At 69.2% G+C, this 11,994-nt stretch carries 12 protein-coding genes and 1 tRNA gene; 5 read left to right on the top strand and 8 right to left on the bottom strand.

Annotated elements, in window-relative coordinates:
• Window positions 1–27 precede the first annotated feature (27 nt).
• A complete protein-coding gene (locus tag EG799_RS05525; RefSeq protein ID WP_123879278.1) occupies window positions 28–516 on the top strand; it encodes a hypothetical protein in 489 nt (162 codons plus the stop codon).
• A gap of 426 nt (window positions 517–942) precedes the next feature.
• On the opposite strand, the gene EG799_RS05530 is transcribed toward EG799_RS05525, so the two are convergent.
• Window positions 943–1,018, bottom strand: a tRNA-Lys gene (locus EG799_RS05530).
• A 127-nt stretch (window positions 1,019–1,145) separates the two neighbouring features.
• Between EG799_RS05530 and EG799_RS05535 the strand changes: the two genes are divergently transcribed.
• Entirely contained in the window at window positions 1,146–1,757 is a 612-nt protein-coding gene (locus EG799_RS05535) for a hypothetical protein (protein WP_123879280.1), read from the top strand.
• On the opposite strand, the gene folK is transcribed toward EG799_RS05535, so the two are convergent.
• The gene (gene folK / locus EG799_RS05540; protein ID WP_325051123.1) at window positions 1,729–2,271 is read right to left on the bottom strand and encodes a 2-amino-4-hydroxy-6-hydroxymethyldihydropteridine diphosphokinase; all 543 of its coding nucleotides are present in this window, start codon (window positions 2,269–2,271) and stop codon (window positions 1,729–1,731) included. The genes EG799_RS05535 and folK overlap by 29 nt on opposite strands.
• The gene (aguB, locus tag EG799_RS05545; protein ID WP_123879281.1) at window positions 2,211–3,086 is read right to left on the bottom strand and encodes an N-carbamoylputrescine amidase; all 876 of its coding nucleotides are present in this window, start codon (window positions 3,084–3,086) and stop codon (window positions 2,211–2,213) included. The genes folK and aguB overlap by 61 nt, the downstream gene beginning before the upstream one ends.
• Window positions 3,087–3,274: 188 nt before the next feature.
• On the opposite strand from aguB, the gene msrA reads away from it, so the two are divergent.
• Window positions 3,275–3,802 carry a peptide-methionine (S)-S-oxide reductase MsrA gene (gene msrA / locus EG799_RS05550; RefSeq protein ID WP_123879283.1) on the top strand — a complete coding sequence of 176 codons (528 nt, stop codon included), beginning with the start codon at window positions 3,275–3,277 and terminating at the stop codon, window positions 3,800–3,802.
• A 288-nt stretch (window positions 3,803–4,090) separates the two neighbouring features.
• On the opposite strand, the gene EG799_RS05555 is transcribed toward msrA, so the two are convergent.
• Window positions 4,091–4,837 carry a hypothetical protein gene (locus EG799_RS05555; protein ID WP_123879285.1) on the bottom strand — a complete coding sequence of 249 codons (747 nt, stop codon included), beginning with the start codon at window positions 4,835–4,837 and terminating at the stop codon, window positions 4,091–4,093.
• A gap of 92 nt (window positions 4,838–4,929) precedes the next feature.
• Window positions 4,930–6,171 (bottom strand): RsmB/NOP family class I SAM-dependent RNA methyltransferase, encoded by a 1,242-nt coding sequence (locus EG799_RS05560; protein WP_123879287.1) that lies wholly within the window; start codon window positions 6,169–6,171, stop codon window positions 4,930–4,932.
• 54 nt (window positions 6,172–6,225) lie between these two features.
• Here EG799_RS05560 and EG799_RS05565 point away from each other — a divergent pair, with 54 nt between their 5' ends.
• A complete protein-coding gene (locus tag EG799_RS05565; RefSeq protein ID WP_123879289.1) occupies window positions 6,226–6,423 on the top strand; it encodes a DUF1674 domain-containing protein in 198 nt (65 codons plus the stop codon).
• 12 nt (window positions 6,424–6,435) lie between these two features.
• Here the strand turns inward: EG799_RS05565 and hemH are convergent, their stop codons facing one another.
• Genes hemH through EG799_RS05580 form a run of 3 tightly spaced genes read right to left on the bottom strand, consistent with a single transcriptional unit; the run spans window position 6,436 to window position 10,716 of the window.
• Window positions 6,436–7,458, bottom strand: a complete 1,023-nt coding sequence (gene hemH, locus EG799_RS05570; protein ID WP_234029039.1) for a ferrochelatase — start codon at window positions 7,456–7,458, stop codon at window positions 6,436–6,438.
• On the bottom strand, window positions 7,455–9,734 hold the full coding sequence (locus tag EG799_RS05575; RefSeq protein WP_123879291.1) for a molybdopterin cofactor-binding domain-containing protein: 2,280 nt from the start codon (window positions 9,732–9,734) through the stop codon (window positions 7,455–7,457). Before EG799_RS05575 ends, hemH begins: the two co-directional genes overlap by 4 nt.
• A 10-nt stretch (window positions 9,735–9,744) precedes the next feature.
• Window positions 9,745–10,716: an Mrp/NBP35 family ATP-binding protein gene (locus EG799_RS05580; protein WP_123879293.1), complete on the bottom strand. Its 972-nt coding sequence runs from the start codon at window positions 10,714–10,716 to the stop codon at window positions 9,745–9,747.
• A gap of 93 nt (window positions 10,717–10,809) precedes the next feature.
• On the opposite strand from EG799_RS05580, the gene hflK reads away from it, so the two are divergent.
• Entirely contained in the window at window positions 10,810–11,994 is a 1,185-nt protein-coding gene (hflK, locus tag EG799_RS05585; RefSeq protein ID WP_234029040.1) for a protease modulator HflK, read from the top strand.

Consider the following 11,994-nt stretch of genomic DNA (forward strand, 5'->3'; position numbering starts at 1 on the left):
AAGCCTGGAAGGACGCCTGAGTGGAATGTGATCGCGGAGCAGGGGAAGCCGTTCTGGCTGGACCTTGTGACGATCACGTCCAAAGCGAAGGTGCAGTTGCCCATGGTGCTTCGACGGCGCGTGTCGTGGGCGACCCCCGAAGCGAGCCTCGCGCTCCTCGCGGTCCTGTCGAGTGATGGCAGTGTGTGCATGTCTCCGCTAAAGGACCGCCGGGCGGATCTCGACCGTCTTTCGCAGACGTTATCGGAGTGCGAGCCCGACGAATGCGAGACGCTCGTCTTCGCCGCCATGGCGACCTACAATCGTGTTACGTTGCAGCCCGATGGTCGATTGCGTCTTTCCCCCCTACTCGCGCATGCGCTCGACGCTAAGAAGGATGGGGTGATCTGGGTCGGTGCCTACCGCGAGTCCATTACCCTCTGGTCGGAAGCCGCGTGGTCGGGGGCATTCACCCGCGGCGTAGCCTCGTTGGAAGCGGCCATAGCGAGTAATGAGACTCCCGGTACGTCGAGGTAAGCCGAATCGGGACCCCACTGTTGATCGCCCTGCGAATGATGGTGGCAACCCGCAGACTTCGATCGGCTGTCCGCCCCTGACATTCATTAGATTGTCGTATGGGGTCTTACGCGTACCTGTGGATGATCGCCAAGCACGGGGCGATAGCTGTAGCCAAGACAACGGGTGAACCGGCGCGATAACGTCCCTCGTGGGTGATTCACGGCCGTCTTCGCGATGATGTGCTTCAAGGCGCTGGAGCACCGAAGAGCCACATCCTCTCGTTGGTCGACCGCGCCATTGACAAGGGAGACGCCCAGAGCACGCTGATTCCGACTACCGTAACGTGTCATAAAACCGGAGCAATTACCGGCGGAAATAGGTCACTGACAGAATTCGGCCCGCTTTAATGACAATGACAGGATGTGCCAGCGGCTTGAAACCTGGTGGTGAGCCCTGCTGGGTTCGAACCAGCGACCTACTGATTAAAAGTCAGTTGCTCTACCGACTGAGCTAAGGGCCCCATTTCGAATGGCGGCACTAGGCACCGGTGGCGCACGGGTCAAGCGGGCTTGCGGACCTCCCGGCAATGGCTGTAGACCGGACCTGCGCGTATTCGGCTCGAGATCGATCGTGGAGGGGACATGTTCATGAAAATCGCCATTCTATCGGCGTGCGTTGGCCTGGCTTTGCCCGCAGCGGCTGCATTCGCCCAGCCACAAGAGGCACCGCAGCCACGCAATACGCCGGGATTGCCTTCGCAGCTTGCCGCGATCGACGATGTGCTGACCGGCGGCTTGCTCAACGATCCGACCACGCTGGCCTGGGATGGCTACGGTTCCGACATGACCAGGGAAATGGTGACGGACGAATCCTATCCCGGCGGCGGGGCGGCCCTGCGCATCGTGCAAGGGACGGCCGGGCCCGTGTACGACAGCGGGATCAACATTCCGATCCTGGCGCCGATCGAGGAAGGCGAGCGAGTGACTATCGGTTTCTTCGCCCGCGCGATCGATACCGATGCGCCCGCCGGCACGGCCATGGTGGGCGTGCGGTTTCAGCAGAACCGGGAACCCTATCCCGGTTTCGGTGATCGCACGGTCACGATCGGCCCCGACTGGAACTTCTACGAGGTCAGCGCCGTGGCAGACCGCGACATCCGGCGCGACGCCATCGTCGCGCTGCAATTCGGCCTGCAGCGCCAGACGCTCGAGATCGGTCAGGCCATCGTCGTCAGCGGGGTTTCGACAATCGTGAATTGATCTGTGCCACGCTCAGCCCGGTTGCCGGGTCTCGCCAATCCGGCGCGATCGCTGCTGCCGGACCGGTGACGAAGAATCGCTGACCGAAGAGGGGGTGCGGTATCCGAAGGCCAGGTGAGGCATGTAGGCCGCCCGACCAGAGCACGATGTCAAGGTCGAGCGTCCGCGGACCCCATCGCTGCCCGCGCCGTTTGCGGCCCATCTGTACCTCCAGGTCCTGCAACAGCGCGAGCATGGCGGGCGGGGCCAGCTCGCTTTCGATCACGACCGCGGAATTCGCGAAGGTCCGCCGCGACGGGCCGACCGGCCGGCTGTCGATGATCGGTGAACGGGCGACGACCTGACCCGCCGTTTCCTCCAGCCGATCCATCGCATGCGCGACGACTGCGCGCGGCAGGCCGATATCCGGCAACCGGCAATTGCTGCCCAGCGCGATCAGAAATCGGGGCGCGCTCAGATGTCCTCGCAGATGCGAGTGTAAAGCTGCGGGCGGCGGTCCCGGAAGAAGCCCCAGCTGGCCCGGTGCTGACGCGCCGCGTCGAGATCGAGCGTTGCGGTCAGCACGCCTGTTTCCTCGCGCCCGTATTCGGCGAGCATGTCTCCCCATTCGTCGCAGATGAAGCTGTGGCCATAGAAGCTGTTGCCGCTGTCCTGCGACCCCTCGTGTCCGATACGGTTGGCGGCGACTACCGGCATGCAGTTCGACACGGCATGTCCGATCATCGCCCGGCGCCACATGCGGCTGGTGTCCATGTCGGCATCCTTCGGTTCGGATCCGATGGCGGTAGGGTAGAACAGCACCTGCGCGCCTTTCAGCGCCAGGCAGCGGGCGGTTTCAGGATACCACTGGTCCCAGCACACGCCGATGCCGATGGTGGCGGTTCCGCCGGAGGCGGACACGTCCCACACCTTGAACCCGTCGTTCCCGGGGCGGAAGTAGAACTTCTCCTCGTAACCGGGCCCATCGGGAATGTGGCTCTTGCGATAGGTGCCGGCGATCTCTCCGTCGGCGCCGATCATGGCGAGCGTGTTGTAGTAATGGTGCCCGTCCCTCTCGAAGAAGCTCGTGGGTATCGCGATCCCGAGCGATCGTGCCAGTTCGCGCATGGCGATGACCGAGGGGTGTTCGGCAGTCGGGCGGGCGAGGGCGAAGAACTCGTCGCGCTCCTCGCGGCAGAAGTACGGGCCGGAGAACAGCTCGGGCGGCAGCACCACCTGCGCTCCTTCGCCCGCCGCCTGCTCCACCAAGGCAGAGATGGCCGCTATGTTCGCCTTCTCGTCCGCCGAGGACAGCTCGCATTGCAGGGCGGATACGGTGAGTGTGGTCATGCGGGCCGAGTTAGGTTCCCTTCAGCGCGAAGTCCACTTGCGCCGTGACCGCGCTCGTCGTCCGCCCAGGCATGACGGGCGCGCCCCCTGCGGAAAGGGGCCGGCAGATCGGGGCGACGCCTCGCGGTCGGGCCCGGGATGACAAGCGCGGTCCGGCACCCCATCTGCATTCGCAAAGGAGACCAATCATGAGCGAACAGGCAATCGTGGCAGGCGGCTGCTTCTGGTGTACCGAGGCGGTGTTCAACGACGTCGTCGGCGTCGAGAGCGTCGAGAGCGGCTATATCGGCGGTGACACCCCGGACCCGACCTACAAGCAGGTGTGCAGCGGCACGACCGGCCATGCCGAGGCGGTGCGCATCACCTACGATCCGGGCAGGGTGAGCCTGCCCGAGATCTACGACATGTTCCTGGGCACGCACGATCCGACCCAGCTCAACCGGCAGGGCAACGACGTGGGCACCCAGTATCGCAGCGCCATCTTCCCGCTCGACGACGACCAGCACGCCGAGGCCCGGGCCGCCATCGACCGCTGGAACGCGGCCCACGACGCCGACGCCGTGACCACGATCGAGAGCGGTGAGTGGTACAAGGCGGAGGACTATCATCAGGAGTACTGGCAGGGCGAAGGGCAGCGCAATCCGTATTGCCAGGCCACCATTCCGCCCAAGCTGATGAAGCTGAGGAAGAGCTTTGCCAACCGGGTGAAGGGCTGAAGGTGGAACAGGTGTGACACGGTCCGGGGCGAAAAGCCGCCGGCGTGTCATACTGTGCCCGAAGCCGTCACCCGCAACGCCCGATCCGTCACCCCCGCCCCGCCCGGTCGTCACCCTGCATGCCGCCACCGTTACCCCGCCGGCGCGCGGATCGTCACCCTTCCAGGGACGATCCATTACCCGGGGCGGGCTGAGCGTCATGAATCGGGCAACGGGCTGGGTCATGGCGCGATCCCCAGCACGGTGCCCGTGAGGTAGGAAAGGCCGGCCCCTCCGGGGGGATCGCGATCACGGGAGCGGCATGGCCTTTACCTGTTCGACATAGGTTCGCAGCCGGGGGAGAAGCGCGCGCACCTCAGCGGCGCACACGCCGTCGCCCTGATGGCTGCGTTCGATCGCATCGACATCCGGTTCCAGCCCGAAGACGCGCAGCGATCCGACCAGGGTGGGAACAGCTTGGTCCCAGCCCTCGTAGGCGTGATCGAGCTTGTAGGCCGCAAGCATCGCCTCGGTCCGTTCCTGCTCGTTCAGCCCCGCCCCGCCATCGGAGGCCAGCAGCACGGCCGCCCACCATTCCTCTTCCTGCCGGCGCAAGTCGATGACGTCCTGGGACAGGGACGCGAGGAAATCGTAGCGGCGGACCTCGTCGGGATCGAGATGGCGCCGCGCCTCGCGCGCGGTGTCGCCAGACCACACGTTGATCGCGCTCTGCGAATGGGGCGGATGCCGGACGATCGCCGACAGATCGGCGGCGGTCCCCTGGCTCACCGCCTGCCGGATTGTCGCGAGGTTGGCGCGAACGCACCGCGCCTGCAGGGCGCGGGAGAGGAAGTTCGTCACCGCGGCTTCCACCTGTTCGTCCAGCACGACGCGCGTAGCGGCGAACCGCTCCTGCTCGCGGCGCTGCTCGAACCGCTCCTGCAGGGATTGCGCGACGAGCACGCCCGACAGCACGACAAGGAACTCGAAGGCGAACAGGCCGATCCACTTGAGCGGCTGCGCGCGCAGCCAGTGCCGTTTGAAGAGGGCGAACATGGACGCAGACGATGCGGCACGGGCTGGCGATTGTCCATCCGCCGGGAGCATGCCCCCCGGCAGAATTGCGCGCGCTCGCGCCGGGGATCGGCTCAACGCATCCAGCGTGCCGCGAAGAAGCCGTCCATGCCGCCCGCTTCGGCCAGCATCCCCGGGTCGGTGCGGAGATGCCCAGCCGGCGTCGGTGCCAGGCCAGCGGGCAATTCCCCCGGGCCAACCGGATCGGGCCTCAGCGTGGCCGTGGCGGCGACGGCCTCGCCCTCGGCGCGCTCCAGCGAACAGACGGCATAGACGAGCCGCCCGCCCGGCAGCAGCCAGCCGCTCGCGCGCTCCAGCAGCCGGCGCTGGATGTCGGCCATCTGTTCGATCTGGCGCGGCCCGATGCGGTGGAGGACGTCGGGATGGCGGCGGCAGGTGCCTGTCGCGGTGCACGGCGCATCGAGCAGGATCGCGTCGTAATGCCGGTCCGGCTCCCAGGCGAGCGCGTCCTCCACCAACATCTCGGCGCTCAGCCCGGTGCGTGCGAGATTGGCGGAAAGGCGTTCCATCCGCCGGGCACTGACATCGAGGGCGGTCACGTCCCATCCGGCGGCCGCGAGTTGCAGCGTCTTGCCCCCCGGCGCGGCGGCAAGGTCGAGCACGCTGCGCTGCCGCCCCTCCGCCTCGCCCGGCCCCAGCAAGCGCGCGGGGATCGCCGCGGCGATGTCCTGCACCCACCACGCGCCTTCGGCAAAACCGGGAAGCTCCTCGACCCGCGCGCCGCGCGGCAGGCGAACGTGACCGGGCGCCAGACTGACCCCGCCCAGCCGCCGCGCCCAGTCGGCGGTCGTGCCGCCATCGCGCAGCGTCAGGTCGAGCGGCGGCGGTTCGCCGAGCGCGGCGGCGATGGGCCGGGCCCGTTCGTTCCAGCGGGCGGCGACTTCGGACGGCAGCGTCGGAGCTTCCGGCAGCGCGGCACCGCGTTTCGTCAGCGTGGAGAATACTCCGTGTGCCAGCCGGCGCGGACCGCCGTCCAGCAGCGGCAGGGCGGTGGCGATCACCGCGTGGGGCGGCGTGCCCAGCCGCAGCCATTGCGCCAGCATCAGGCGCAGCACGGCGCGCGGTTTCGCATCCGGGGGCAGCGGCTGCCTTGTCGCCCCGTCGATCAGCCGGTCGAGATCGACCAGCCAGCGCAGCACCTCGCCGGCGATGGCGTGGGCGAGCGCGCGGTCCGCGACATGCGGTAATCCGTTGGCCGCGCCGCCCGCCTGCTCCAGCGTCTCGCCCCGGCGCAGCACGGCGTCGAGCATCTTGAGCGCGGCGCGGCGCGCGGGGAAACCGGGATTGTCGGACATGGGGGCGCGATAGGCGCAGTTGCGCGCGCACGCCAGCCTCCCCATGTCCGGCAGATGACCGACCGATCCGCCAAGCGCCCCCAGGGTTTCGTCAAGCCGGACTACTGGACCGACGATCCGCCGCCCCGACCCAACCCCGCCACGCCGGCCGAGCGGGCGGAGGAAAAGGCGCAGGCGGAGGACAGCAAGGACGGCCTCAGCCCGACGCGCTACGGCGACTGGGTCATCAAGGGCATCGCGATCGACTTCTGACGATCGGCGAAGTCAGATCCAGCCGGACAGTTCGCGCCGCACGATCGCCTCCAGCATGGTCATGCCCGCATCGCCCGCATTGAGGCAGTCCAGCGTGGCGAAATGCTCGCCCCCCGCCTCGATGAACTGCTCGCGTCCGCGAATGGCCAGCTCCTCCAGGGTTTCGAGGCAATCGGCGGCGAAGCCGGGCGCGGCTATGGCGAGACGCCTCGTGCCGTTCGCCGCCTCCTCGGCGAGCGTGGCGTCGGTCGCGGGTTCGAGCCACTGGGCGGGGCCGAAGCGGCTCTGGAAGGTGGTGACGATCCGCAACCCGGGGCGGGCCAGCGCATCCTCCAGCAGCCGCGCGGTCTTGCGGCAGTGGCAGTGATACGGATCGCCGAGATCAAGCGTGCGTTTCGGCATCCCGTGGAAACTCAGCATGAGCACCTCGGGAACGAAGTCGAGCGCGCCGAGCTGACGCCCGATATCGCTCGCCAGCGCCTCTATGTAGGCCGGATCGTCGTGATAGGGCGGCAGGGTCCGCAGCGCCGGCTGCCAGCGCTGCGCGCGCAGCCAGTCGCCCGCCGCATCGACCACGGTGGCGCTCGTCGCGGCGCAGTATTGCGGGTAGAGCGGGGCGAGCAGGATGCGCTCGCAGCCCGCTTCCTGCATGGCCGAAAGCCGCTCCGCGATGGCCGGCTCGCCGTAGCGCATGGCCCAGTCGACACGGACCCCCGCGCCCAGCATCGCCTGCAATTTCTCCGCCTGTCGCGCGGTGATGGCGGCCAGCGGCGAGCCCTGCTCGGTCCAGACCTGGCGATAGGCATGGGCGCTCTTCTTGGGGCGGGTGTTGAGGATGATGCCGCGCAGGATCGGCTGCCAGACGAGCTGCGGAATTTCGATCACGCGGCGATCGGACAGGAATTCACGCAGATAGCGGCGTACGCTCGCCGTTTCGGGTGCGTCGGGCGTGCCGAGATTGACGAGCAGGACGCCCGTGCCTCCGCTCCTCACCAAAGGATGGTCTGGCGGCAGGTGTTGCGCTTGCATGGTCATGCGAGCGCCGATAGCAGCGGCAGCGTGCGAAGGCGAAGCCCCGTCGCGCTGAAAAATGCGTTGGCGGTGGCCGGGGCGACGGGGGGCACGCCGATCTCCCCGGGATCGAACGGCACGGCCTCGCTCGCCACTAGCTCCACGACGATCTGCGGCGCGTCCGCCAGCCGGGGCAGGTCGAGCCCCGCCAGCCGCCCGCTGGCGGGCAGGCCGCTGTCGTAGGTGACAGCCGATCCCAGCGTCAGGCCGAGACCGTAGAGCAGCCCGCCCTCGATCTGCTGCATGGCGATGTCGCGATTGACCACGCGCCCGATATCGACGCAGGCGAACAGCCGGCGCACGCGCACCCCGCCCTCGCCCGCGCCGGCCTCGGCGACCACCGCGATGCGACCCACCGCCTCGCCCAGCTGCATCCGGTGGCAGGCGATCCCCTGCCCGCTGCCGCGCCGCCCGCCGTCCCAGCTGGCCAGTCGCGCGGCGCGTTGCAGACATTCGGCGAGCCGCGCATCGCCGCCCAGCATGGCGATGCGGTAGGACAGCGGCTCGCGCTCGCGCGTTGCGGCGATCTCGTCGATGAAGCTTTCGCGGAAGAAGCAGGTCAGGCCGTGCGCCCCGCCGCGCAGCCGGGCGGTCGGCAGGGCGGTGGCGACGGGGATGTGCTGCACGGCGGCATCGGGAATGGCATAACTGGCGAGCAGGCCTTCGACTGCCATCGGATCGGCCTCCCCCGCCACCGCGTCGATGGCCGCCCAGCTGACCTGGTTGTCGAACAGGCGGCGGCCGAATTCGAGCATGGTGGGCGGGGTGGCGATGCGCGCGCGCAGCTGGCGAATGGTGCCCGCGGGATCGACCGCCGCGCCCATGAGGCAGGCGGCGGGCGCGCGGGGGTAGCTGGCGAGCGTCTCCTGCCAGCGCGACCAGGTGAGCTGCACCGGCCGCCCCGCCTCGCGCGCGATCAGCGCTACCTCCACCGCGATCTGGTTGTCGAGCCGCCGGTCGAAGCTGCCGCCCGCCGCCACCGGGTAAAGCACGACGCGGCCGGCGTTCATGCCCAGCGCCCGCGCCGCCGCCTCGCGCGCCTGTTCGGGGGTCTGCGTCGCCAGCCACAGTTCGAGCGTGCCGTCGGCAAGGCGCGCGGTGGCGGTGCTCGTCTCCAGCGTGGCGTGGAACGCGGGCGCCACGTCGTAGCGGCGCGCCTCGGTCGGCACGTAGTTCGCATCGCCCCCGCCGCGCGTCTCCACCGTGGTCGCCGCGCCGCGCCGCACGCCATCGTCCAGCGCCCCCGCGATGGCGCCGCTGTCGACGGGGCGCGCGGTGGAAAAGCGCGGGGCGATGGCGGAGAGCGCCTGTTCCGCGGCCCACCAGGTGTCGGCCACCGCGGCGAGCCAGCGCCGGCCTTCCACGATGCGCACCAGTCCACGCTGCGCGGCGGCGCGCCCGACATCGAAATCGAGCAGTTCGGTACGGTCGAGCGGGCCGTGGCGGATGGCGGCGAAGGCCATGCCGGGCAGGCGCACGTCGCCGGCGAAGGTAAAGCTGCCATCGACCTTTGACGGCAGATCGAGTCGCGGAAAGGCGGGGGGGAGATCCTCCGCCGCGCCGCCGTAACCGGGAAGCGGGGCCGGCTCGGCGACCGGTTCCGGCCGCAGGGGAGCGGGGTCGGGCGGATCGTAGGCCGCCGCTTCCAGCGCCAGCTCGGCAAAGGAGGCGGCGTTCGCGTCGTGGGTGACGACGCCGTTCTCGGCCCGGCACTGCTCCCAGTCGACATCCCACCGGTCCGCCGCCGCCATCGCCAGCATCGCCCGCGCCGCCGCGCCGGCCTGCCGGCAGCTCTGCTCGTAGGCGGCCAGCGTGGTTCCCGCCGCCGTGGCGTTGAAGCGCGACCCCCGTGCCCAGCGGCCGAGCAGGATGTCGTCCGCATCCCCGGCGAGCGCGGGGATCAGCGGACGCCACAGCGGTGCCCAGGCGGCGGCGAGCGGGAGGTTAGCGTAGGCTCCGCTGACGGGCGCCGGCTCCACCGCCACCTGCCGCCAGTCCGCCCCCATTTCCATCGCGACGATCTGCGGCAGGAGCGTGGTGACGCCCTGCCCCATTTCCAGCTGCGGCACGGCCACCGTCACCACGCCATCGGCGCCGATCTTGACCCAGGCGTCGAACACCGCCTCCCCCGGACCGGGGGAGAGCGGGTTGTCGTAGCTTCGCGGCATCAGCGACCACGCGACCAGCAGGCCGCCGCCCGCCGCCGCGCCTGCCAGCAACCCCCTGCGCGAGATGGTCATCAGCCGCGCCTCATGTCCCGGCCCCCGCCGTCAGCCAATCGTCCAGCCGGGCGGCGATGGCGGCGAAGGGCGCGGCCTCCGGCCCGTCGCCGGCGGCGGGCGGGGTGCCGGCGTCGCTGGCCTCGCGAATCGCCATGGTCAGCGGCACGCGGCCGAGGAAGGGCACCCCCAGATCGCGCGCCGCATCCTGCGCGCCGCCTTCGCCGAAGGGATGGCTGGTCGCGCCGCATTCGGGACAGACGAAGCCGGCCATGTTCTCGACCAGGCCGGCCACCGGGATGTCCGCCTGAGAAAACAGGTCGAGCGCGCGGGTCGCGTCGATCAGCGCGAGATCCTGCGGGGTGGAGACGACCACCGCGCCCGCCGGCCTGAACTTCTGCATCATGGTCAGCTGCACGTCCCCGGTGCCGGGCGGCAGATCGACCAGCAGCAACTCCGCATCGCCCCAGTCGGCATTCATCAGCTGGCCCAGCGCGTTGCCGACCATAGGCCCGCGCCAGGCGATCGCGCGGCCCTTTTCCACCAGCTGTCCCATCGAGACGAAGCACAGGCCATAGCGCGTCTCGTGCGGGATCAGCACCTTGTCGCGCGCCTCCAGCCTGCTGTCTTCCTCCCCCATCAGCACCGACTGGCTGGGGCCGTAGATGTCGGCATCGACCAGCCCGACCCGGCGCCCGGCCCGCGCCAGCGCGACGGCGAGATTGGCGGTAAGCGTGGACTTGCCCACGCCCCCCTTGCCCGATCCGACGACGATCACCTGCCGCTGCGGCTTTTCTGCCATCAGCGCGACGCGCACCGTATCCACCCCCTGCACCGTGCCGACCGCCGCTTGCAGCTCGCGTCGCAGCGGTTCGTGCGCCGTGCGCCCCAGGCCGCCGGCATCCACCACCAGCGTCACGGTTCCGTCCGCCACCCTGACCGAGCGCAGTCGCTCGCGAAATTCGGGCGGGACGGCTTCACGGATGTCGGCTTCGCTGCTCATGGCTCGCCCTGCTAGCGATTGCGCGCGCGAAGGTCAGCATTTTTGCCCGTTTCCCCCCTGTTTTTTGCGCGCGCGCTTCCTATAGAGAAAGGCATGGAACGACTGGGCGGGTTTTTTGACAGGATCGGGCTGGCGATGGCCGGCAAGCGCAATCCGTGGGGCAGGCCTTCGGGCAAGTCCGGCGATGGCGAGGATGACGGCGATACGGGCGATACGCCCTCTGGCGAAACGCCGCGCGGGCCGCGCAATCCGTGGCTGCCCGGCAATGGCGTGGGCAACCGGGGCGAACGGCCCCGCCGCTCCGCCAGCATAGAGGATATCTTCAAGAACCGGGGACCGGAAGGTCCGCGTCGCACCGGCGGGCCCGGCGGCCCCAACTTCCGCCTTCCGCAGCGGCCCGGCGGCAAGAGCTGGTTTCCCGTCGCGATGGGGGCCATCGTCCTGCTGTGGCTCGCCGTCACCAGCGTGCATTTCGTGCAGCCGCGCGAACAGGGCATCGTCATGTGGCTTGGCGGCAAGTATTCGCGCACCATGCAGCCGGGCACGAACTTCACCTTCCCCTGGCCGATCCAGACGGTCGACGTCACCAATGTGAGCGAGATCCGCCAGAATCAGATCGGCGAGGGCGGGGAGAACCTGATCCTCACCGGCGACCAGAACCTGGTCGACCTGTCCTATCTGGTGCGCTGGAACATCAAGGATTTGGTGCAATTCCGCTTCGAACTGGCGGAGCCGGAGGAGACGCTGAACGAGGTGGCGGAAGCCGCGATGCGGGCCGCCGTGGCCGAGACGCAGCTCGACACGATCCTGTCGGGCGCGGGACGCCAGCAGGTCGAACAGCGCGTGCGCAGCCGGATGCAGGAAATCCTCGACGCCTACGATGCCGGCATCGCCGTGCAGGGCGTGGAAATCGCGCGGACAGAGGCGCCGCAGCAGGTGATCGAGGCGTTCAACGACGTGCTCGCCGCGCGTCAGGATGCGGAGCGCAACCTGAACGACGCGCGCCGCTATGAACAGCAGCTTCTCGCGCAGGCGCAGGGCGGTGCCGCCGAATTCGACAACATCTACGAGGAATACCGCCTCGCGCCCGAGGTTACGCGGCGCAGGCTCTATTACGAAACCATGGAAAGCGTGCTGGCCGATACCGACAAGACGATCGTGGAAGCGGATGGCGTGACGCCGTACCTGCCGCTCCCGGAAGTGCAGCGGCGCGCACGGCGTGGCCAGGCGAACGGCGACGCCGCCGCCGTGCCCGCGCCGCCGGCGGGAGGCCAGTAG

Origin of the sequence: Aurantiacibacter spongiae, assembly GCF_003815535.1 — a bacterium.
Taxonomy (GTDB): domain Bacteria; phylum Pseudomonadota; class Alphaproteobacteria; order Sphingomonadales; family Sphingomonadaceae; genus Alteraurantiacibacter; species Alteraurantiacibacter spongiae.